The sequence below is a fragment of the Aliihoeflea sp. genome (assembly GCF_052435475.1).
GTDB lineage: Bacteria > Pseudomonadota > Alphaproteobacteria > Rhizobiales > Rhizobiaceae > Aliihoeflea.
The window spans coordinates 60,974-83,140 of record NZ_JBQVMV010000002.1; the positions used below are offsets into that span (position 1 = coordinate 60,974).

Sequence of the window (22,167 nt, forward strand, 5' to 3'; positions counted from 1 at the left end):
AGATTCGGCACGTGAAGTTTCAGACTTTCACGGACCGCGAGGAGGGGTGAGTCTTTCGTGCAACACATGAAAAAGCGCCGGCTCGTGAGCCGGCGCTTTCAAAAGGCGAGTCGGAAGAACGGGTTAGCGCAGGAGCTCGGTCCAGATCTGGGTGTAGAGCTGCTGAACCTCGGCCGGGCAGGTGACGGAAAAATAAGCCGCTTCCTCGTGCTCGGCCGGCACGACGATCTCCGGCGCGGTCTTCATGTCTTCCGGCATGAACTCGTCCGAGCCCTCGACGCCGTTCGCATAGCGCGCGAATTCGGAGATCATCGCGGCGTTTTCTGGTTCGAGCACGAAGTTCAGGAATTTCTTCGCGTTCTCGGTGTTCTGCGCGTCGGTGAGGATGCCGGCCGAATCCATCCAGACCGGATAGCCCTCCTTCGGATAGCCATAGGCGAGGTCTTCGTTCGCCAGGCGCGCGCGCATCGAGGCGCCGTTCCAGTAGACGCCGGCCGCGATGTCGCCGGCGGCGTAGGCGTCGACCGTGCCGTAATCGAGCGCGATCCAGTGCTGCTTGGCTTCGACCAGCTTGTCGCGCGCCTGGCGCAGGACGTCGCGGTCGTCGGTGCAGGCTTCGCCGCCGACATAGTTGACGGCGAGGTTCATGACGTCCGTCATCTCGGGAATGACGTTGATCTTGCCCTTCAACTCGTCCGGCGGGTCGAGGAAGATGGCCGAGGTGTTGATGTCGCCTTCATAGACCGAGGTGTTGACGATGACGCCGGTCGTTCCCCACTGCCACGGCACGGTGTGCGTGCGGTTCGGGTCCCACGGCACGTCGCGCCAGCGCTCGGCGATGTTGGCCATGTTGGGAATTTCTTCGGGATCGAGTTCCTGCAACAGCCCGGCCTCGACCCAGATCGGTACGTAGTTGTTCGACGGCACGACGATGTCGAAGCCATGCCCGCCCGCGCGGATGCGGGTGAGTGCGGTGTCGTTGGAATCGAAATCCGTGACGGTAACGGTGATGCCCGTCTCCTCCTCGAACTTCTCGATCATTTCGGGGCTCGTATAGTTGCCCCAATTGTAGATGTTGAGCTGGCCGCCATCCTGCGCGGCGGCCATGGCGGTGGAGGCGGCAAGCGCGCCCGCCGTCAGCATCAGTCGTGTGGTTCTCATGTTCGGCACTCCCATTCGGTTCCGGTTTTTCAGGCTTTCTTGCGTGACAAAAGGAAGAAGACGGTCACGGCGATCAGGGACAGGAGAAGGAAGAGCGTGGAGATGGCGTTCATCTCCGGCGTGATGACGCGGCGCATCTGACCCAGCATGTAGGTCGGCAGCGTGTCCTGTCCGGCTGATTTGATGAATTCGGTGATGACGACGGTGTCGAGCGAGGTGACGAAGGCGAGCATGAAGCCGGCGATGACGCCCGGCACGAGCAGCGGCAGCGTCACATGGCGGAATGCCTGCAGGGGTGTCGCGTAAAGGTCGGCGGCGGCGCGCTCCAGCGTCAAATCCATCGTCTCCAGCCGCGCGCGGATGGGCAGATAGGCGAAGGGGATGCAGAAGGCCGTGTGCGCGGCGATAAGGTAGCCGAGGCCCTGATAGCCGGTCGACACCTTGATCATGGCGAAGAAGATCAAAAGCGCGACGCCGGTGACGATCTCGGGCACCATCAGCGGCTGGTTGATCAGCGCATAGACCATGGTCTGGCCGGGAAAGCGGCGCTCGTTGCGGGTGGTGGCGAGCGCCGCCATGGTCGCGAGGATCGTCGCCAGCGTCGCGGCCCATGAGGCGATGACGAGCGAGCGGATCGAGACGTCCTGCACCTGCCGGTTGTTCAGCGCCGCTTCGTACCAGCGCAGCGAAAATCCTTCCCAGCGCGCCATCGAGGCGGCCTCGTTGAAGGAATAGACGACCAGCGTGACGATCGGCAGATAGAGGAAGACGAAGGTGATCATCGCGATCACCCCGAAGCCGGGCAGGCTGGCGATGGAGAAGTTCCGCTTACCCATGACGCCGGCCCTCGGGCTGTGCGGTCGAGCGGATGTAGAAGAGCAGCGCGATGACGACGATGACGAGCAGCGTCAGCGCCAGCGCCGAGCCGAGCGGCCAGTTGCGGCCCTGTCCGAACTGAAGTTCGATCAGATTGCCCAGCATCAGATTGCGCCCGCCGCCGAGGATGCGGGGCGTCACATAGGCGCCGATGGCAGGGATGAAGACGAGGATCGAGCCGGCGATGAAGCCCGGCTTCACCAGCGGCAGGACGATGTGCCAGAGCACCTTGAGCCGCGTCGCATAAAGGTCGTAGCCGGCCTCGAGCAGCTTGAAATCCAGCTTTTCCATGCTCGCATAAAGCGGCAGCACCATCAGCGGCAGGAAGACATAGGCCATGCCGAGCATGATCGCGAAGTCGGTGAAGAGCATCTGGATCGGCGCCGAGATGATGCCGAGGCCGCGCAGGACGTTGTTCACCAGCCCCTCGTTGCGGATCACTTCCTGGATCGCGAAGGTGCGGATGACGAGGTTGGTCCAGAACGGGATCGTGACGAGGAAGAGCCAGATCGGCCGCACATCCGGCGCGCGTGTCGCGATGAACCAGGCGGTCGGGAAGCCGAGGATCGCGGTGATCAGCGTCGTGTAGAGCGCCAGCTTGATCGAGCGCCAGAAGATGTCGAGATGGGCGGTGGCGGGCGCGACCGTCTCGTCGAAGATGTCGCGTGTGAAGAAGACCTGGAACCAGCCCTCGGTGGAAAAATTCCAGACCACGCCGCCGAAGCTGCCGGGCTCGAGGAAGGAATAGACGAGGACGATCAGCAGTGGTCCGGAGGCGGCAAGGAGGAGGACGACGAGAGCGGGCGCCACCAGCCACCAGCGCCATGCGATGTCGCCGCGCGCAGCCTTCGGCTTGTCCGTTTCGGCGCCATGCGGCGCCAGTTCGACCGCGCTCATCCGCGCACCACCTGAACGGCGCCTTCGGGGATCGCGATCGACACCGCGTCGCCCATGTCGGGCAGGCCGTTCGGCATCGCCGCGTTCTGGCTGCGCAGGATGAAGAGGTCGCCGGTGTCGAGGCGGATGTGGAAATGCGTGTCGGTGCCGAAATAGACGGCGTTCTCGACCGTGCCCTTGAGCGCGCCGTCGGCGGCGAGCTTGGCGTGTTCGGGGCGCACGACCAGCGTGACATTCTCGCCTTCGCCGGGCGACAGTCCTTCGGGGAGGCCTGCGGTGAGCGCCACTCCCGATGGCAGCCGCACGGTCGCGGAGCGGCCGTTGGCGCGCTCCACCTTCGCGGCGATGAAGTTGGTGTCGCCGATGAAGTCGGCGACGAAGCGCTCGGCCGGATGGTTGTAGATTTCGCGCGGCGGGCCGACCTGGAGCACCTTGCCGGCGCTCATGACCGCGATGCGGTCGGACATGGTCAGCGCCTCTTCCTGGTCGTGCGTGACGAAGATGAAGGTGATGCCGGTCTCGGCCTGAAGGCGTTTCAGCTCCACCTGCATCTCCTTGCGCAGCTTCAAATCGAGCGCGGAGAGCGGTTCGTCGAGGAGGAGGACGCGCGGGCGCGGGGCGAGCGCGCGGGCGAGCGCCACGCGCTGCTGCTGGCCGCCGGAAATCTGCGCCGGCTTGCGGTTCGCCATCGGCTCCATCTTGACCAGCTTCAGCATCCGCGAAACGGTCTCGTCGATCTCGGCCTTCGGCTTGCCCAGCATCTTGAGCGCGAAGCCGATGTTCTGCGCCACGGTCATGTGCGGGAAGAGGGCGTAGGACTGGAAGACGGTGTTGACGGGCCGCTTGTTCGGCGGCAGATCGGCGATGTCGGACCCGCCGAGCTTGATGCGGCCCGATGTCGGCTGCTCGAAGCCGGCGATCATCCGCAGAAGCGTGGTCTTGCCGCAACCCGACGGGCCCAGAAGGGTGAAGAACTCGTTTTCGGGGATCGTCAGGCTGACGTCGTCAAGCGCCCGGACCGCATCCTCGCCGCTCCCGAATATCTTGCTGAGTTTCTCGACTTCGATGTCCGACCGGGTCGTTGAGGATGGCAAGCGCGTCTCCGTATCCGTTGGGCAGGGCTAGCCTATCCGTTTCAAGCTCGAATTCATCCCCAAAATGAAGCGCTTGGCGATTTTGTCGCCATTCAACCGGGGGTGGAATTCGCGTCGTACGAGACCTTGCCGCCGCAGACCGTCAGCGCGACGGCGAGCGTGTCGATGCCATCGGGTGCGACCGCTTCGATGTCGCCGTCGAGGATGACGAAATCGGCGAGGTAGCCCGGCTTCAGCCGGCCGAGCCGATCGTCGACGAAGCCGGCATGGGCCCCCTTGGCGGTGTAGCCCTCGATCGCCTCCATAAGCGTGAAGGACTGGTCGTCGACGTCGTCCGCCCATTTCTGCCGGGTCACGGCAGCCTTGATGCCGCGCAGGACCGAAATGTCGGAAACCGGCCAGTCCGAGGCGAAGCAGATTTCCGCCCCCGCATCCTTCAGCGTTCGCCAGGCATAGGAGTATGGCCAACGATCGCGGCCGATGACGGAGATGGTGGGCTCCAGCGGGAAATCCATTGCGCCCGGCGGGTGGGGCGGCTGCATCGACGCGACGACGCCGAGTTCGGCAAAGCGCGGAATGTCGCTCGCGGTGGTCACTTCGATATGCTCGATGCGATGGCGGCTGTCGCGCGCGCCGTTCGCCGCCTGTGCCGCCTCGTAGCCGTCGAGCACGGCACGTACCGCGCCGTCGCCGATGGCGTGGACCGCGATCTGGAGCCCGCGCCGGTCGATCTCGATGGCGAGTTCCCTGAAGCGCGAGGGTGAGAAGAGCGGCTCGCCGCGCCAGCCGGGCTTGTCGGCATAGGGCTCGACCATGACGGCCGTCCATCCGTCGAGGACGCCGTCATAGAACATCTTGACGAAGCCGGACGACAGCCAGTCCGACTTGTAGGTCGCGGCCATGTGCGAGGCTTTTTCGAGCGCGTCGGGCTGCATGAAGTTCTTGAAGTGGAACGGCACCTTTACGCGAACGTCGAGCGCGCCTTCCGCTTCGATCTCGGCGAGGAGTTCGAGCGTGTAGAGATTGCCGTCCATGTTGTGGATCGAGGTGATGCCGTGGCGCGCGGCGTAGTCGATGCCCTTTTTCATGATCGCCCGGTCGGCGGCACGCTGATCCGGCGTCGGCGCCGGATCAGGCTCGCCGCCGGTGCGCAGGCCGAGCCCCGCGCGCTCCTTGCCGGTCAATGCGACGACCGGGCCGAAGGCCTCGGATTCGCGCAACTCACCATTGGCAAGCCCATCTTCGCCCATGACGATCTCGTTGCCGGGGCCGAGCGTCCTGCCGTGAAGAATTCCGGCGGCCTTCAAAGCCGCCGTGTTGGCCCAGACCGTGTGGTGATCGGCGGCGGACATGGCGAAGGGGCGGCCCGGCAGGATCGCGTCGAGATGGTGGCGGGTGACGCGCTCCTTCTCGGAGAGGATCGCATAGTCGGCGAGCTGCGCCATCAGGAACGGCGCGTCCGGGTTCTGCGCCGCGTAGGCCGTGACCGCCGCCTTCAGCGCCTCGAAACCCTTGACGCCGCCGAGGTGCAGATCGTCGAGTTCCGCCGCGCCCGCGAAGAGGTGCATGTGGCTTTCGACGAAGCCGGGCAGAAGCGAGCGGCCCTCGCCGTCGATGCGGCGCGTCGCTGGCCCCGCCAGCGCCTCGATCTCGTCGTTTGTCCCCACCGCCAGGATGCGGCCATCGGCGATGGCGATCGCCTCGGCGCGCGGCGCGGCCTCGTCCATGGTGAGAATGCGCGCATTCGTGACGATGAGTTCGGCGGATTGTGCCAAGATCGAGCCCCTTTGACTGCCTGTGCCCATCGTAGGCCGGGCTTTCGGCGCCGGGCAAGTGCTGGCGCAATCGCTTGGGCGGAACAGGCACGACGGTTGCGAGTTCTGATGATTGCGGCATTGCGTTCGGAGTTCAGCCCTTGGCGCCACGTGCAATCTGGAAAGGTCATCTGAAGATCGGCGAACTCGCCTGCGGCATCGCGCTCTATTCGGCCGCGACGACCTCTGAGCGCGTCTCCTTCCACGTTCTCAACAAGAAGACCGGCAATCGCGTGAAGCGCGAATATGTCGATGCCGACACCGGCAAGCCGGTCGAGCATGACGACCAGATCAAAGGCTACGAGACGTCGAAGGGCGCCTACATCCTGCTCGAGCCCGACGAGATCGCGGCGGCGACGCCGCAGAGCGACAAGATGCTGACCGTCGATCATTTCATCTCGTGTGCCGACATCGACACGATCTATTTCGACAAGCCCTATTACCTCGCGCCGGCCGACGACGCTTCGCAGGAGGTGTTCGGTCTGATCCGCGAGGGCATGAAGACGAAGGGCGTCGCGGCGCTCGCCACAGCCGTCCTGTTCCGGCGCGTTCGTACGGTTCTCATCCATGCGCAGGGGCGGGGGCTCGTCGCCGACACGCTGAATTTCGACTACGAGGTCCGCGCCGCCGACAACGCGTTCGACAAGATCCCGAATTTGAAGATCAAGGGCGAGATGCTTGACCTTGCCAAGCACATCATCGGGACCAAGAGCGGCACGTTCGATCCGTCGAAGTTCGACGATCGCTACGACGCGGCGCTGGCCGATCTCGTCAAGGCGAAGATGGAAGGCAAGGAGATCAGGAAGCCGAAACGCGAGGCCAAGGGCAAGGTCATCGACCTGATGGACGCGCTGCGCCAGAGCGCTGGCGCGCAGAAGGCGGCCGCCAAGCGCAAGCCGAAGGCCGAGGCGCCGCGACGCAAGGCAAGCTGAGATGGCGCTCGAGGTTTACAAGCAGAAGCGCGACTTCAAGAAGACGCCGGAGCCGTCCGGAGCAGCGCGCAAGGCGAAGTCGAAGGGCAACAGCTTCGTCATCCAGAAGCACGACGCGACCCGGCTGCACTATGATTTCCGCATCGAGGTCGACGGCGTTCTGGTGAGTTGGGCCGTGACGCGCGGTCCGAGCCTCGTTCCGGGCGAGAAGCGGCTTGCGGTCCATGTCGAGGATCACCCGCTCGATTATGGCGATTTCGAAGGCACCATCCCCAAGGGCGAATATGGCGGCGGCACCGTCATCGTCTGGGATCGCGGGACGTGGAAGCCGGTCTTCGACTATGCCAAGGGCTACAAGAAGGGGCATCTGGAAATCGAGCTGTCCGGCGAGAAGCTCAAGGGCGTCTGGCATCTCGTGCGCATGGCGCGCAAACCGCGCGAGAAGCGCGACAACTGGCTGATGATCAAGAGCGACGACGAATATGCGCGCTCGGAGGACGACCCCGACATTCTGGAGGAACGGCCGGAATCGGTGAAGACCGGGCGGCTGATCGCCGACGTCGCGAACGAGGCGCCGGGCTGGTCGTCGAAGACCGGCAAGATCGAGACGAAAAAGGCCCCGCCGAAGCGCATCAAGGGCGCGAAGGCTTCCGGCTATCCCGGCTTCGTCGAGCCGCAGCTTGCGACGTTAAAGCCGCATGTGCCGTCAGGCACGCGCTGGCTGCACGAGATCAAGTTCGACGGCTACCGGCTGCAGGCGCATGTGCAGGGGCGCAAGGTGACGCTCTTCACGCGCAGCGGGCTCGACTGGACTGAAAAGTTTGGCGAGGCGGTGCCCGATGCCTTCCGTAAGCTCGCGCTGAAAGACGCCATCATCGACGGCGAGCTCGTCGTCGAGGGCAATGGCGGCGCGTCGGATTTCTCTGCGCTGCAGGCTGACCTGAGCGAAGGGCGCAGCGACCGCTTCGTCTTCTACGCCTTCGACCTTCTCTATCTCGACGGCAAGGATCTGCGCGCAACTCCGCTTGTCGACCGCAAGTCGGCGCTGGAAAAGCTCACTGCCGACGCGCCGAGCGCGCTGCGCTTTTCCAGTCATTTCGAGGAAGACGGCGAGATGATCCTGCGCCATGCCTGCCGGCTCAGCCTGGAAGGGGTGATCTCCAAGGTGCGCGACGGCAAATACGTCTCGGGGCGCGGGCGCGACTGGATCAAGTCGAAATGCGCCGAGCGGCAGGAATTCGTCATCGGCGGCTACGTGCCGTCCTCGACCTCGAAGACGGCGATCGGCTCGCTTTTGATCGGCTATCACGAGGGCGGTAAGCTCATCCATGCCGGGCGCGTCGGCACCGGCTTTTCGCGCAGCGTCGCCGAGGATGTGTTCAATCAATTGAAGGCGATCGAGGCGAAGGAGGCGCCTTTCGACGGCAAGCTTTCCGCGGAGGCGAAGCGCGGCGCGGTGTTCGTCGAGCCGAAGATGGTCGCCGAGGTCGAGTTCCGCGCGTGGACGGCGGACGGAAACGTGCGCCACGCCTCGTTCCGCGGCATTCGCGAGGACAAGCCTGCAGCCGAGATCGTGCGCGAGGGCGGCGCTGAAGAGAAGGCGAAGGACAAGCCGAAGAGCGCGGTCAAGCTCACCCATCCCGACCGCGTCTACTGGAAGGATGCGGGCGTCACCAAGGAGGGGCTGGCGGATTACTATTCGCAGGTCTGGCCGCTGATGGCGCCGTTCGTCGTCAACCGGCCGCTGGCCTTGCTGCGCTGCCCGACCGGCATTTCCGGCCAGTGCTTTTTCCAGAAGCATGCGTGGAAGGGGCAGAGCAAGGAAATCCTCACCGTCCACGAAAAGCTCGACGACTCGGATGAGCCGGGCATCGCCATCGACGATCTCGACGGGCTGATCGGCCTCGTCCAGGGCGCGACGCTGGAAATCCATCCCTGGGGCGCGCCGCTTTCCGACATCGAGAAGCCGGACACGATTATCATGGACCTCGACCCCGGCGACGGCGTCACGTGGGAGCGCGTGATCGAGGCGGCCCATGCCGTGCGTGAACGGCTGGAGGCGCATGGGCTGACGGGGTTCGTGAAGACGTCGGGCGGCAAGGGGCTGCATGTCGTGGCGCCGGTGAAGCCCAAGGCGGATTGGGACACGGTCAAGGCGTTTACCAAGACGATCGCGGAGGAGATGGCGGCGGACGAGCCGGATTCCTATGTCGCGACGATCACGAAGGCGAAGCGCAAGGGGAAGATCCTGATCGACTATCTGCGCAACGGCCGCGGCATGACCGCCGTCGCGCCTTATTCGACGCGTGCGCGGGAAGGGGCGGCGGTGTCGATGCCGCTGGCATGGGATGAGTTGTCGCCGGAGATTCGGGCGGATCATTATACGGTGGCGAATGCGATGGCGCGGCTCGACAATCTGAAGGTCGATCCGTGGGCGGATTTTCGGAAGGCTGAGGCGGTGATCGGGGGGAAGGGAAAGCGGAGAGGTTGAAGGCCCCCTCTCCGTCTCGGGCTGTCGCCCGAGCCACCTCGCCCCCGAAGGGGGCGAGGAAACGCCAACCGGCAATGTGGTGCGGAACTCGATCCAGCTTGGGTTCCTTGCCCCCTCTGGGGGAGAGGTGGCTTCCCCGGGTCTTGCCTACGGCAAGCCCAAGGACAGGCTCCGGGCCGGAGAGGGGGAGCGCTGACGCCTAAGTCTTCTTCCCCGCCTTTTCACTTGCAATGCTCTTCTTCAACGCATCCATGATCGAAACCACGTTGGACGGCGTCTCCGGCTCCGGCTCGCTCTTCGCCTTCGCCAGCGTCGGCTTCTTCTTTTTCTTCTTCGCCGCGATGATCTTCAGCAGCTTGTCCTGCACCGGGTCCTCGACCAGCTTCGGGTCCCATTTGGTCGAGCGATCGTCGATCAGGGACTTGACCAGCTTCATCAGCTTCGCGTCGGGCTTGTCGCGCTCGATGTCGGAGAAATACTCGGTCTCCTCGCGCACCTCGTCGCCATAGCGCAGCGTCCACAGGACGATGCCCTTGCCGCGCGGCTCGAGCATCACGGCGCGTTCGCGGCGATAGAGGACGACGCGGGAGATGCCGACCTTCTTCGTCGCGCGCATTGCGTCACGGATGACGGCGAAGGCTTCTTCTCCGACCTTGTCGTCGGGGGCGATGTAGTGCGGCTTGTCGAGCCAGATCCAGCCGATGGAATCGGCCGGGACGAACTGCTCGATGTCGATGGTGCGGGTGCTTTCGAGCGCGACCGCGTCGAGCTCGTCGTCGTCGAGCATGACGTGCTTGTCCTCGCTGATCTCGTAGCCCTTGATCTCGTCGTGCTCGCCGAGGGGTTTGCCGGTCACCGCATCGACATAGCGGCTCTCGATGCGGTTGCCGGTCTTGGCGTTGATCGTGTGGAAGCGCAGCTTGTTGTTCGCCGTGGTTGCGGGCGTCATGGAGATCGGGCATGTCACGAGCGACAGCTTGAGATAACCCTTCCAGAACGACCGCGGCGCCATGGTCCTACCTCGCGACGATCTCGTGAAAGGAATCCTTGCGGCCCGGAATTTCCTCGGAGACCACCAGCGCGAGCTGCTTTTCCTCGAAGATTTTGAACCAGTCGTCCCACTCGACGATCTCGCGCCCGCCGAGCGCCATGGCCGCGTCGGCACCGCGATCCTGATCCTGATAGGACGCCTGATCGAAGACGATCGACAGGACCGGATCGTCGCCGCCGACCGACGGCGAGGCTTCGCTGATCGCCGGCGAGCCCATGCGGGCTGCGGCCCAGTCGCGGATTTCGTCGCGGTCGGTGAGGGTGCGTGTGGCTGCCATTTCAGAAACTCCTGTTATATCCCACCAAACGTCGGGCGGGGTCAGGAGTTCCGGGTCAGGCGGCGCGATCCTCGCCATCGCGCTCGGCCTGCCGCGCCACCGGCTTCATGTCGATGAAGGCCTTGATCGGGCGGTGGTCGGAGGCGATCCGGGCGAGGTCGGAATCGTGCACTTCGAGCTTGGCGACGAGGCTTTCCGGCGTGCCGAAGATGCGGTCGAGCGCCAGCACCGGGTAGCGCGCGGGAAAGCTCGGCAGCGCCTCGCTCGGCCCGAAGGACGCGGGCAAACGGGTCAGCGACGAGCGCCGTCCGAGCCGCCATTCGTTCAAATCGCCGAGGATCAGCGTCGGCTTGGTGCCGCATTCGGAGACTTCGGCGATCAGCGTCTCGATCTGCCTCTTCCGTGAATGCCGCAGGAGGCCGAGATGGGCGGCGATGACGCGCAGGATGCCGCCCTTGACCTCGAGGTCGACGACGATCGCGCCGCGCGGCTCTGCGCCGGGCAGCTTCAGCTTCTGCACGTCGCGCACCGCGCCCTCGCGGTAGAGAAGCGCGTTGCCGTGCCAGCCATGGCCGGTGGCGTGGGCGGCGACGGGGACGTGGGTGAGGCCCAGCTTCTCCTCGATGTGGAGCAGATCGAGCAGGCCGTCACGCGTGCCGAAGCGGCGGTCGGCCTCCTGGATGGCGACGATGTCCGCGCCCAGTTCGTCGATGACGGCGGCGGTGCGCATCGGGTCGAAGCGGCCGTCCGTGCCGACGCATTTGTGAATGTTGTAGGAGGCGACCACGAGGTCCGCGCTGTCGCCTGCGCCGTCATGGCGTTCATAGACGGTCTGGGCGTCGCGCAGATTGGCGATAAGCCGCGAGTTCCTGATCGTCTTCATCCTGCCGATCCGGCGCAAAGCCTTCATTACATCATCCGGGGTCTGGTCGAGCATCGCGTCATGCTAACGCCATTCGCATTGATCCGTTGCAAATACGACGATCCGGCGGGCGAAGGCGTCACGATCGGTTTATCTCACAGATAGGGCGACGCCAGCCAGACGATGCGGTTGCGCAAGCGCTTGAGAAAGGGCCGGCCGGTCAGCGTCGCCAGCGTCTCCTCCTGCCCGCCCTCGATGCGGCGCTTCAGATGCGCTTCGATATCGGCGGCGAAGTCGCGGTCGAAGATTTCGACGTCGAACTCAAAGTTCAGCCGCAGCGAGCGCGTGTCCATGTTGGACGAGCCGATCAGCGACCAGGTGCCGTCGACGGTCAGGAGTTTCGAATGGTCGAACGGTCCGTCCGAGCGCCAGACCCGACAGCCCGGTCCGATCACCTGGTCGAGTTGCGACGTCATCGCGTAGTCGACGAGGCGCAGATTGTTGGCGGCGGGGATGACGATGTCGACCTCGACGCCGCGCCGCGCGGCCGAGGCGAGCGCGCCGACGATCTGGAGGTCCGGCAGGAAATAGGGCGAGGCGATCATCAGCCGGCGGCGGGCGACGGCGGCCGCGCCCATCACCATCGCATGGGTGGCGTCAAGCCGCGTGTCGGGGCCTGAGAAGATCACCCGGGCGATGGAGGAGCCGGTAAGCGCCGGCGTCGCCGAGCGCCAGACCTGGCCGTCGAGCCGCTCCTTCGCGACGAAGAACCAGTCATCGGCGAAGACGGCGAAGAATTGCGAGACGACCGGGCCGATGACGCGGAAATGAAGGTCGCGATGCGGCTCGCGGTTTTCCGGCGAGGTGACGAAGCCCTCGCGAATGTTCATGCCGCCGGTGAAGCCAACGCGGCCGTCGACGACCATGATCTTGCGGTGATTGCGCAAATTCGCGTAGGGCAGGCGAAAGCCGATGATGTTGCCGAGGAAGAGCCGGTTCGGCACTGCTCCGTCGCGAAGCTGCTGGCGGATCGAGGGCCGCGAATAGCGCGCGCCGACCGCGTCGATCAGCACCCGCACCTCGACCCCGCGCTTGCGCGCACGCACCAGCGCATCGGCGACCCGCCGGCCCGCCGCGTCATTGTCGAAGATGTAGCTCGACATCACGACGAAGCGCTTTGCCGCGTCGATTTCGGCGATCATCGCCGGATAGGTCTCGTCGCCGCCGTGAAGCGTCTCGACCTCGTTGCCGGCGGTCAGCCAGAAGGGCGAGACGCGATCGCCCAGCGTCTTGATCGCCTGGAAGCGCGGCTCGGCGTGGATCGCCTCGAAGGCCATGCCGGATTCGACGCCGGCGGCCGCCTGCACCTCGGCGCTCGACTTCATCTTCCCGATCGTCTCGCGACGGATGCGGTTGATGCCGGCAATGGCGTAGATCGCCGCACCGAGGATCGGCGACAAAAGGATGATGCCGACCCAGCCGATCGCCGCGCGCACGTCGTCCTTCGTCATCGCGGCGTGGATCGCCGCCGGAATCCCGAAGGCAAGGCCGAGGACGAACAGGATGTAGGGCCAGTATTCCTGGAGGGTCGCGTACATCGTTGCCTTTGGTCAGTTCCGACAAACGCCGGAATGCGCCAGTCGATCCATCCGGTGGACCATGCCGCATTTCGCGCTGTCAACCGATGCCGCATGATGGCACAAGCGGGGAACGGACGGCGCGGGGGTTCGATGGACTGGCGATTTGCACTCAAGATCGGCACATTTCTGGTGGCTACGGCGGCGTTGAGCCTGCTCGGCGTCAACCTAATGCCGGACGAAACGGACATTCGGCGGCCGGTGCCGCATGTCGTCTCCGTCTCCGACCCGGCCTTCCTGCGCACCATGCACTCGGTGTTCGACGGCAACATCGCCGGCGGGCATGCGATCCAGACGCTGGTCAATGGCGAGGAAATCTTCCCGCCGATGCTCGAGGCCATCGAGGCGGCCGAGACCAGCATCAATTTCGAAACCTACATCTACTGGTCGGGCGAGATCGCGCTGAGATTTGCCAACGCGCTCGCTGCCAAGTCGCGCGAGGGGGTGGCGGTGCGGGTGCTGGTCGATGCGGTCGGCAGCCTGCCGTTCGACGAGGACATCATCTCGATCATGACCGATGCGGGCGTCGTCTTCGAGCGTTTCCGCCCGGTGCGCTGGTACACGCTCGATCGCGTCAACTACCGCACCCATCGCAAGCTCCTGATCGTCGACGGCCGGATCGGCTTCACCGGCGGCGTCGGAATCGGCGACGAGTGGCTGGGCGACGCGCGCAATCCGGCCGAATGGCGCGACAATCACTACAGCGTCGAGGGTCCGGTGGTCGCCGACATGCAGGGCGCGTTCGCCGACAACTGGCTGGAGGCGACCGGCGAGGTGCTGCAGGGCGACGTCTTCTATCCCGAGTTGGAACCCGCCGGCGAGCTTCTCGCGCAGCACGTGAAATCGTCGCCGAACGGCGGCGCGAAATCGATGCACCAGATGCTGCTGATGGCGATGGCCGGCGCGACCGAGCACATCCGCATCGCCATGGCCTATTTCGTGCCGGACGACGTCTCTATCGCGCAACTGGTCGAGGCGCGGGAGCGGGGCGTCGAGGTCGACATCATCGTGCCGAGCGCGCTCACCGACGTTCCGATCGTGCGCCACGGCTCACGCCATTTCTGGGGCGAATTGCTCGAGGCGGGCGTGCGCATCCACGAGTATCAGCCGACCATGTACCACCCGAAAGTGCTCATCATCGACCGCTTCTGGTCGACCATCGGCTCGACCAATCTCGACGAACGCTCCTTCCGCCTGAACGACGAGTCCAACCTCAACGTCTATGACGAGACTTTCGCACAGACGCAGATCGACGTGTTCGACGCCGACCTGGCGCTGTCGGACGAGGTGACGCTAGAGGAATGGCAGAACCGCGGGATATGGGAGAAGACGAAGGACTGGGCGGCGAGCTGGTTCAGGACGCAGCTTTAGCGGCTGCGCCAAAGCGCTCCCTCCGCCTCGCATTCGCTCGGCACCTCCCCCGCTTTGCAGGGGAGGATCAACCGTCGAGGACGGCCGCGATCTTGTTCTTCCCCAGCGAAGCGGGGGAGGGGGACCGCCGCAGGCGGTGGAGGGGGCGCGGGTTCGAAGTTGCTAACCGCCCCAGGTCTCCCTCAACACCCGCAGCCAGTTGCCGAAGCACAGCTTCTCGATTTCCGCCGCGCCATAGCCATGCGCGCGCATCGCGTCGACGAGCTTCGGCAGTCCCGCCGCGTCGCCCAATACCTGTGGCACCATCGCGCCGTCAAAATCCGAGCCGAGGCCGACCGAGTCGATGCCCGCCTTTTCAACCATGTGGTCGATGTGGCGCAGCATGATCTCGAACGGCGTGTCGGGGCGCATGCGGCCGTCGGTGCGCAGGAAGGCGGTGGCGTAGTTGAGGCCGGCGATGCCCTTCGTCCCGCCGATCGCCTTCAACTGGTCGTCGGTCAGGTTGCGTGCGTGCGGGGTCACCGCATGGGCGTTGGAATGGGAGGCGATGAGCGGGGCGTCGGTCAGCTCCGCCACGTCCCAGAAGCCTTTTTCGGTGATGTGCGACAGGTCGAAGGCGATCCGCAGCGCGTTGCAGCGGCGCACGAGCTCGCGGCCGAGATCGGTGAGGCCGGGGCCGGTGTCGGGCGTCGAGGGAAAGCGGAAGGGCACGCCGTGGCCGAAGATGTTCGGCCGGCTCCAGACGGGCCCAAGCGAGCGCAGACCGGCGGCGTGAAGCACGTCGAGATTGTTGAAATCCGCGTCGATCGCCTCCGCGCCTTCGATGTGGAGCACGGCGGCGAAATTGCCGGCGTCCACCGTGGCGGTGATTGCCGCTGCCGTGCGGCAGACTTTCAGCCGGCCTTCGGACCTCGCCTCGATGCGGAACAGAAGCGCGGCCATCGCCATCGTCTCGGCCAGCGCCGCGTCCGTCATGCAGCGGTCGGGCAGAGGCGCGTCGTAGGTCGGCTGGCTCATGATCGCCTCGACGTCGGCCTCCTTGCCGGGCGAGGGGATGAAGATGGCGAACAGGCCTGCGCGCAATCCGCCCTCCAGCGCGCGCGGCAGATCGATATGGCCGCCGACGCCGCCATTCAGAAAATCGGCCACCGGATCGGCGCTCTTCATGTGAAGCCGCAGCAGCGTGTCGTTGTGGCCGTCGAAAATGGGGGTTGGTGTCTGCATCAGATTTCGATTCGCCTTCCGGTCGCAAGTCATTGGATTTGCAGTAAAGCATACAAGCCGCGAGGCCGTCGCGACATTGCCATCTGGACTAGGGGCGCGGCGCGATTTGGGCCAAGCGCACCGATTGTCCTTTTCCTGCGCCGGCTATAGTCCGGGGCCATGAGCCTCACCGTCATCGCCATCGTTCTTGCCTCCGCACTGATGCATGCGGGCTGGAACGCCGTGCTGCGCTTTCGCGGCGACCGCATCGCGCTGATGACGATGCTCGCGGCGATGAGTGCGCTGATCGCGCTGCCGGGGCTGTTCTTCGTCGACTTTCCCCGCACTGAAGCATGGCCGTGGCTGGCGCTCTCGGTCTGCCTTCATCTGGGCTACAACGTGTTTCTCGCCAATGCCTACGCGCATGGCGAACTCGGGCAGATCTATCCGCTGGCGCGCGGTTCGGCGCCGATGCTGACGCTCGCCGCCAGCATCCTTCTGCTGGGTGAAGACCTGACGCCCTTCGCCACGATCGGCATCGTCGTGCTCGGGCTCGGCATCGTGACCTTATCGCTCGACGGCGGCGTGAAGGCGCTGAGGGCATCGCCGCGCGGTCTGGTCTTCGCGCTGATCACCGCCGTCTTCATCACCGGCTATACGCTGTCGGACGGCATCGGGGCGCGGGCGGCGGGCGATCCTCACGCCTATGTCTTGTGGCTCTTCGTCCTCGACGGCATCCCGCTTCTCGCCTGGGCCTTCTGGCGGCAGGGCCGGGCGACCGGGCGGATGATTGCGCAGAACTGGAAGGCGGGCTTCATTGCCGGCGCGCTGTCGCTCGGCGCCTACTGGATCGCGATCTGGGGCTTCACCGTCGCGCCGATCGCGCTGGTGGCGGCGCTGCGCGAGACAAGCGTCGTCTTCGCGGTCATCATCGGCGTCTTGTTCCTTGGCGAGAAGATCAAGGCGCAGCGCGTTCTCGCCATCCTCATCGTCATCGCCGGCCTCGTCCTGATGAGGATGTGAAAAGGGCGGCTTTCGCCGCCCTTCCAGAGACTTACCAGGCCGTGAGGACCGAACCCTTGAAGGTCTCGTCGACGAAGGCCTTGACCTCGTCATTGTGGTAGGCCGCGACAAGCTTGGCCACCCACTCGGCATCCTTGTCGGCGGTGTTGACCGCGATCAGATTGACGTAGGGCGCCTTGGCACCTTCCTTGAGGATCGGGTCGTTGGCCGGATCGAGGCCGGCTTCCAGCGCGTAGTTGGTGTTGATCGCGGAAGCGTCCGTGTCGGCGAGCGAGCGCGGAAGCTGGGCGGCATCGAGTTCGACGAAGTTGAAGTTCTTCGGGTTCTCGGTAATGTCGGCGATGGTGACGTTCAGGCCCTTGTCGGGGTCGAGCGTGATCGCGCCCGAATCGGCCACCACGAGCAGCGCGCGGCCGCCATTGGTCGGATCGTTCGGGATGCCGATGGTCGCGCCGTCCGGCAGTGCGTCGAAGCTGTCGTGCTTCTCCGAATAGATGCCCATCGGGAAGTTGACCGTGTAGGCCACGTCGACGATCTCGAAGCCGCGGTCGCGGACCTGGTTGTCGAGATAGGGCTTGTGCTGGAACGAGTTGGCCTGGAGTTCGCCGTCGTTCAGTGCCTGGTTCGGCACGACATAGTCGGAGAATTCGCGGATCTCGATCTCGAGGCCATCGGCGGCGGCGATTTCCTTCACCTTCTCCATGATCTGCGCGTGCGGTCCGGGGGTGACGCCGATCTTAATCTCCTGCGCGAAGGCAGAGCCGGCGAGGAGGGCGGCAAACGCCGTGCCGAGTGCGAGTTTCTTCAACATTTTCAAAAGTCTCCGTTTGGGATCAGATGGATTGATTCAGCGCGGTCTGGCGCGCTTGTCGAAATGGCGGGCGAGGCGGTCGCCGGCCGATTGCACGAGTTGGACGAGCACGATCAGCACCACGACGACCGCGAGCATCACGTCGGGCATGAAGCGCTGGTAGCCGTAGCGAATGCCAAGGTCGCCGAGGCCCCCGCCGCCGATCGCGCCGACCATGGCCGAATAACCGATCAGGCTGACGATGGTGAGCGTAAGCGCCAGCGTGATGCCGGCGCGCGCTTCGGCGAGCAGCACCTTCCAGACGATCTGGAACGGCGAGGCGCCCATCGCCCGCGCGGTCTCGATCAGGCCTGGATCGACCTCGCGGATGGCCGATTCCACCAGCCGCGCGACGAACGGGATCGTCGCGATGGTCAGGGGCACGATGGCCGCCGTGGTGCCGATCGAGGTTCCCGCGACAAGGCGGGTAAAGGGAATGATCGCGACGACGAGGATGATGAACGGCGTCGACCGCGTGGCGTTGACGACGGCCCCGAGGACGCGGTTCGTCATCGGCGCGTGAAAGAGTTCGCCGCGTCCCGAGGTGGCGAGGAACACGCCGAGCGGAATGCCGATCACCGATCCGATGAGGGCCGCGACCGAAACCATGTGCAGCGTCTGTCCGGTGGCGCGGACGATGAGCCAGGCGATATCAGGCGACATGGCCGAGCACCTCCGTGGTGAGTCCGAGCCCGGCGAGGAAGGCGCGCGTCTCGGCAATCTTGGCGTCGCCGCCCTTGAACGAGACGATCAGCGTCCCGAACGGCCGCCCCGCGATCTCGTCGACCGCGCCGCCGAGGATGTTGACCTCGAGGCCGAGTTCCTTCGACAGGCGCGATAGCACCGGGTCGGTGGCGTGGGTGCCGGTGAAGACGATGCGCAGCACCGCCTCGCTGCCGGGTGACGGCTCGGGCCTGATCCGTGCGGCGACGAATTCCGGCAGCGTCATGCCGGGAATGCCGGCGAGCAGCGCCTTGGTCGTTTCGTGCTCAGGGCGGGTGAAGACGTCGAAGGTCGTGCCGCTTTCGACGATCCGGCCCTGTTCGATCACCGCGACGTGGTCGGCGATCGACTTCACCACTTCCATCTCGTGCGTGATGAGGATGATCGTCAGGCCGAGTTCCTGGTTGATGCGGCGCAAAAGCGCCAGCACGGAGAGCGTCGTCTCCGGATCGAGCGCCGAGGTCGCCTCGTCCGACAGCAAGAGCTTCGGCTGCATGGCGAGCGCGCGGGCGATGCCGACGCGCTGCTTCTGGCCGCCGGAAAGTTCGGAGGGGTAGCGGTTGCGCTTGTCGGCGAGGCCGACGAGGTCGAGCAGCGGCGTCACGCGCGTCTCGATCTCCCTGGCGGCGACGCCGGATATCTCCAGTGGCAGCGCGACATTGTCGTAGACGGTGCGCGAGGACAGAAGATTGAAGTGCTGGAAGATCATGCCGATCTGCCGGCGCGTCTCGCGCAGGGCCTTTTCGCCGAGCGGCGCGACGTCCGTTCCGTCCACCAGCACCTTGCCGGATGACGGCTTTTCGAGGCCGTTGACGAGGCGGATCAGCGTCGACTTGCCGGCGCCGGAACGACCGATGATCGCGGTGATCGAGCCGCGGGGCGCGGCAAGGTCGATGCTGTCGAGCGCGATGACCTCGCCCGAGGCGCGGCCCGCCGGGAAGCTCTTGGAGACGGATTCGAAGCGGACGATCGCATCCTGCGATGCGGCCTCGCCGGCAGATAGATTGCGGGGCGCCATGTTCATGCCGGCCATCCTGCCGGTCGCGGGGAGTTCATCGTCGATGCCTTTCCGATCCGCCGGCTTCCTCCCAAAAGCTGCGGACGTCTTTGTGCTGGTCTTCATGGCGCGGTGACTACGCCTTCGTTCCGGCCGCGACAATGCGCAAATTCGGGACGCAGTGTAGAGAATTTGCATTCCAAGTTTGGCGGGTTAGCGGGAAAAGGATTTCGAACGAGCGCGTGCGAGCCGACCCGTCGCGCGTTTTGCCACACAGGAAATTCACTCCCCCCAATGATACAACCAGCTCCAGCACATTCAGGAGAGACGCGCATGAAGTTCATCCGATCCATCGCCCTTGCCGGCGCCCTCATGGCCGCGCCGGCCTTCGCGCACGACTTCGCCGCCGGCGATCTGACGATCGACCACCCGTGGTCGCGGGCGACGCCTGAAGGCGCGCGGGTTGCGGCCGGCTACGCCTCCATCACCAACAATGGCTCCGAGGCCGACCGGTTGATCGAAGTGCGCAGCGACTTCGCCGCTTCGGCCGAAATCCACGAGATGGCCGTCGATGGCAATGGCGTGATGACGATGCGCCCGCTCGCCGACGGCATCGAGATTCCGGCCGGCGAAGAGGTGAAGCTCGAGCCCGGCTCCTTCCACATCATGTTCATGGGCCCCGAAAAGCAGCTCGTCGAAGGCGAGAATTTCGCCGGCACGCTGGTCTTCGAAAAGGCCGGCGAAGTCGAGGTGGAGTTCGCTGTCGAAGGCATGGGCGGGCCGAGCGGGCATTCGGGTCACAACCATTGATGGCAAAGGCGCCGGCGCGCTCTACCCGACTCCGTTAACCATTGCTTAAGGCTGCGATTGCGCGATGAGGCGAACAGGCACAGTGATGCGTTCGGGTGGAGAAGAATGCGTCGCACTGAAAGCGCGGAACCATGCGTATCGTCGACATCGCGCGCAGCGCCTATACGAGCACGCCCGCACCGATCAGGCGCAGGCTGGCGCCGCTCGTCGCGCTCGTCCCGCGCAGCCTGAAATACGGGCCGGCCTTCGAGCGGTGGCGGCGGGACATCAAGCGATCCGAACTCGAGCCGGCTTTCGCAGTGGACCGGGCGCAGTCGCAGTTGCAGGCGCTTCTTACCAAGGCGTCGGCGGGTAGCGCGTTCTGGCGCAAGCTTCTCGGCGACGCCGCCTTCGCGACCTTTGAACTCGAGGCGCTGGCGAGCGTGCCGATCACGACCAAGCAGATGATGCGCGAGGCGGGCGACGCCGCGCGCGTCGACGCGTTGCCCGCGCTCATCCAGGCGACCACCAGCGGCTCTAATGCCGAGGCGCCGTTCGAGTTCCTGATCGACGCCGACCGCAGCGTGCGCGAATTCGCCTTCGTCACCACCGCCTGGGCACGCGCGGGCTACCGGCCGGGCGATGCGCGGGCCGTGCTCCGCGGCTTTCGCCTCGATGATGCGAATGCGGCGCATCAATGGGACCCGGCGCTTGGTGAACTGCGCCTTGCCGTCTTCCCGCTCGGGCCCGCTGAAGCAGCCGCGATGGCGGACGAGATGGAGCGGCGGCGCATTTCCTACATTCACGGCTATCCCTCCGCGATCGAGCTGTTCGCGCGGCATCTCGACAATGCGAACCGCCGGCTGGCGCACCCCATCCGCGGCATCTTTCCGATTTCCGAGCCCCTGTTCGCCCACCAGCGCGATCTCTTCGCCAAGGTCTTTCCGCAGGCCGAGATCGTGCCCTTCTACGGCATGAGCGAGAAGGTCGCGTTCGCCGTCGAGCGGCCGGGCGAGCCGGGCGTCTACACGTTCGAGCCGCTCTATGGGCTCGCCGAACTCGTCGACGATGACGGCCGACCTGTCGTGACGCCGGGTACCGAAGGGCGGCTTTTGGGCACAGGCTTCATCTCCACCGGCATGCCTTTCATCCGCTACGACACCGGGGACCGGGCCCGGCTGGTCGAGGCGGCGACGCGCGAAAATGGCTGGCGGCTGACGGTTCGCGACATCGCTCCGCGCCGCAAGCCGGATTTCCTGATTGCCGGCGATGGCGGCAAGATCGTCGCCACCGACCTTGTACCGGAGGACATGGCGCTTTTGCGTGGGCTCGCCGAATGGCAGTTCGTGCAGGGCTCGCCGGGGGTTGCAACGCTCCGCTATGTGCCGGCGGCAAATGGCGGCGCGAGCGATGCGGAACGGCTGGCGAAAGCGCTCGAAAAGCGGACGGACGGACGCCTGCGCTTCGATATCGAAGAGGTCGCCTCGATCGCGTCCGGCGCGCATGGCAAGCGTGCCTTCATCATCCAGAACATCGCAGGCTGAAGGTACCGGCGGACGATTGCTCATCCGCCGGAGAGCTTTTCGCCTACTCGGTGACGACCGCGCGCAGCATCCAGACGACCTTCTCGTGATAGGTCATGCGGCCGACGAGCATGTCGTGCGAGACGAAGTCCTCGGCTTCCTCGGCCTGTTCGGCAGCGTCACGCATCTTGCGGATGGCGGCCTCGTGACCGTCGATCAGGTCGGCAACCATGTCGTGGGCGGTCTTCGATTCCGCGCCGAGTTCGACGACGATGTCGGCGCCCTTGTTACCGGCGACCGGCGCGCGGTAGCCGAGCGCGCGGATACGTTCGGCAAGCTCGTCCGTCGCCTTGAAGAGGTCGTTGTACTGCTCCTCGGTCATCACGTGAATCGAGTGGAAGAGCGGGCCGACGACGTTCCAGTGATAGATGTGCGTCTTGACGAGCAGCGCATAGGTGTCGGCGAGGATGGCCGACAGGCTCTCGGCCACCGCCTTGCGGCTCTTGGCATCGATGCCGGTGTTGACCTCGACGTCGCGGGGCTTGGTATCGAGAACCTTGGCGCTTTTGGCCATGAGAATGCTCCTGTTCTGGCTG

The 22,167-nt window shown here is 65.2% G+C and carries 20 protein-coding genes; 6 read left to right on the top strand and 14 right to left on the bottom strand.

What is annotated here, in order from left to right; all coding sequences use genetic code 11:
• Positions 1 to 123: 123 nt before the first annotated feature.
• From ACT6QU_RS03315 to ACT6QU_RS03335, 5 genes are all read right to left on the bottom strand, one after another.
• On the bottom strand, positions 124 to 1,161 hold the full coding sequence (locus tag ACT6QU_RS03315; protein WP_444563752.1) for an ABC transporter substrate-binding protein: 1,038 nt from the start codon (positions 1,159 to 1,161) through the stop codon (positions 124 to 126).
• 29 nt (positions 1,162 to 1,190) lie between these two features.
• On the bottom strand, positions 1,191 to 1,997 hold the full coding sequence (locus ACT6QU_RS03320; protein WP_444563751.1) for an ABC transporter permease: 807 nt from the start codon (positions 1,995 to 1,997) through the stop codon (positions 1,191 to 1,193).
• Positions 1,990 to 2,934 carry an ABC transporter permease gene (locus tag ACT6QU_RS03325; RefSeq protein WP_444563750.1) on the bottom strand — a complete coding sequence of 315 codons (945 nt, stop codon included), beginning with the start codon at positions 2,932 to 2,934 and terminating at the stop codon, positions 1,990 to 1,992. The genes ACT6QU_RS03320 and ACT6QU_RS03325 overlap by 8 nt, the downstream gene beginning before the upstream one ends.
• Positions 2,931 to 4,028, bottom strand: a complete 1,098-nt coding sequence (locus tag ACT6QU_RS03330; RefSeq protein ID WP_444563749.1) for an ABC transporter ATP-binding protein — start codon at positions 4,026 to 4,028, stop codon at positions 2,931 to 2,933. Before ACT6QU_RS03330 ends, ACT6QU_RS03325 begins: the two co-directional genes overlap by 4 nt.
• Before the next feature lie 92 nt (positions 4,029 to 4,120).
• Positions 4,121 to 5,755 (bottom strand): amidohydrolase, encoded by a 1,635-nt coding sequence (locus ACT6QU_RS03335; protein WP_444563806.1) that lies wholly within the window; start codon positions 5,753 to 5,755, stop codon positions 4,121 to 4,123.
• Positions 5,756 to 5,943: 188 nt separating this feature from the next.
• Between ACT6QU_RS03335 and ku (ACT6QU_RS03340) the strand changes: the two genes are divergently transcribed.
• Positions 5,944 to 6,774: a non-homologous end joining protein Ku gene (gene ku / locus ACT6QU_RS03340; RefSeq protein WP_444563748.1), complete on the top strand. Its 831-nt coding sequence runs from the start codon at positions 5,944 to 5,946 to the stop codon at positions 6,772 to 6,774.
• Position 6,775: 1 nt separating this feature from the next.
• Entirely contained in the window at positions 6,776 to 9,265 is a 2,490-nt protein-coding gene (ligD, locus tag ACT6QU_RS03345) for a DNA ligase D (protein WP_444563747.1), read from the top strand.
• A 199-nt stretch (positions 9,266 to 9,464) separates the two neighbouring features.
• Here the strand turns inward: ligD and ku (ACT6QU_RS03350) are convergent, their stop codons facing one another.
• From ku (ACT6QU_RS03350) to ACT6QU_RS03365, 4 genes are all read right to left on the bottom strand, one after another.
• Complete coding sequence (gene ku, locus ACT6QU_RS03350; RefSeq protein ID WP_444563746.1) at positions 9,465 to 10,277, bottom strand: non-homologous end joining protein Ku; 813 nt, start codon at positions 10,275 to 10,277, stop codon at positions 9,465 to 9,467.
• A gap of 4 nt (positions 10,278 to 10,281) precedes the next feature.
• The gene (locus ACT6QU_RS03355) at positions 10,282 to 10,593 is read right to left on the bottom strand and encodes a hypothetical protein (protein WP_024587667.1); all 312 of its coding nucleotides are present in this window, start codon (positions 10,591 to 10,593) and stop codon (positions 10,282 to 10,284) included.
• Positions 10,594 to 10,648: 55 nt separating this feature from the next.
• Positions 10,649 to 11,503, bottom strand: a complete 855-nt coding sequence (locus tag ACT6QU_RS03360) for an endonuclease/exonuclease/phosphatase family protein (RefSeq protein WP_444563745.1) — start codon at positions 11,501 to 11,503, stop codon at positions 10,649 to 10,651.
• A 107-nt stretch (positions 11,504 to 11,610) separates the two neighbouring features.
• A complete protein-coding gene (locus ACT6QU_RS03365) occupies positions 11,611 to 13,053 on the bottom strand; it encodes a phospholipase D-like domain-containing protein (protein ID WP_444563744.1) in 1,443 nt (480 codons plus the stop codon).
• Positions 13,054 to 13,185: 132 nt separating this feature from the next.
• Here ACT6QU_RS03365 and ACT6QU_RS03370 point away from each other — a divergent pair, with 132 nt between their 5' ends.
• Complete coding sequence (locus ACT6QU_RS03370; RefSeq protein ID WP_444563743.1) at positions 13,186 to 14,463, top strand: phospholipase D-like domain-containing protein; 1,278 nt, start codon at positions 13,186 to 13,188, stop codon at positions 14,461 to 14,463.
• A 162-nt stretch (positions 14,464 to 14,625) separates the two neighbouring features.
• Here ACT6QU_RS03370 and ACT6QU_RS03375 read toward each other — a convergent pair whose 3' ends face one another.
• Positions 14,626 to 15,687, bottom strand: coding sequence for a dipeptidase (locus ACT6QU_RS03375; protein WP_444563742.1), 1,062 nt, complete (start codon positions 15,685 to 15,687; stop codon positions 14,626 to 14,628).
• A 159-nt stretch (positions 15,688 to 15,846) separates the two neighbouring features.
• On the opposite strand from ACT6QU_RS03375, the gene ACT6QU_RS03380 reads away from it, so the two are divergent.
• On the top strand, positions 15,847 to 16,689 hold the full coding sequence (locus ACT6QU_RS03380; RefSeq protein ID WP_444563741.1) for an EamA family transporter: 843 nt from the start codon (positions 15,847 to 15,849) through the stop codon (positions 16,687 to 16,689).
• A gap of 31 nt (positions 16,690 to 16,720) precedes the next feature.
• Here ACT6QU_RS03380 and ACT6QU_RS03385 read toward each other — a convergent pair whose 3' ends face one another.
• Genes ACT6QU_RS03385 through ACT6QU_RS03395 form a run of 3 tightly spaced genes read right to left on the bottom strand, consistent with a single transcriptional unit; the run spans position 16,721 to position 19,286 of the window.
• Positions 16,721 to 17,500, bottom strand: a complete 780-nt coding sequence (locus ACT6QU_RS03385; RefSeq protein WP_444563740.1) for a MetQ/NlpA family ABC transporter substrate-binding protein — start codon at positions 17,498 to 17,500, stop codon at positions 16,721 to 16,723.
• Positions 17,501 to 17,536: 36 nt separating this feature from the next.
• Positions 17,537 to 18,202, bottom strand: a complete 666-nt coding sequence (locus tag ACT6QU_RS03390) for a methionine ABC transporter permease (RefSeq protein WP_444563739.1) — start codon at positions 18,200 to 18,202, stop codon at positions 17,537 to 17,539.
• Positions 18,192 to 19,286, bottom strand: a complete 1,095-nt coding sequence (locus ACT6QU_RS03395; RefSeq protein ID WP_444563738.1) for a methionine ABC transporter ATP-binding protein — start codon at positions 19,284 to 19,286, stop codon at positions 18,192 to 18,194. Before ACT6QU_RS03395 ends, ACT6QU_RS03390 begins: the two co-directional genes overlap by 11 nt.
• A 306-nt stretch (positions 19,287 to 19,592) precedes the next feature.
• On the opposite strand from ACT6QU_RS03395, the gene ACT6QU_RS03400 reads away from it, so the two are divergent.
• Together ACT6QU_RS03400 and ACT6QU_RS03405 are read left to right on the top strand one after the other, a co-directional pair.
• A complete protein-coding gene (locus tag ACT6QU_RS03400) occupies positions 19,593 to 20,069 on the top strand; it encodes a copper chaperone PCu(A)C (RefSeq protein WP_444563737.1) in 477 nt (158 codons plus the stop codon).
• 131 nt (positions 20,070 to 20,200) lie between these two features.
• Positions 20,201 to 21,592 (top strand): CoF synthetase, encoded by a 1,392-nt coding sequence (locus ACT6QU_RS03405; protein ID WP_444563736.1) that lies wholly within the window; start codon positions 20,201 to 20,203, stop codon positions 21,590 to 21,592.
• Positions 21,593 to 21,635: 43 nt separating this feature from the next.
• Here the strand turns inward: ACT6QU_RS03405 and ACT6QU_RS03410 are convergent, their stop codons facing one another.
• The gene (locus tag ACT6QU_RS03410) at positions 21,636 to 22,145 is read right to left on the bottom strand and encodes a Dps family protein (RefSeq protein WP_444563735.1); all 510 of its coding nucleotides are present in this window, start codon (positions 22,143 to 22,145) and stop codon (positions 21,636 to 21,638) included.
• Positions 22,146 to 22,167 lie beyond the last annotated feature (22 nt).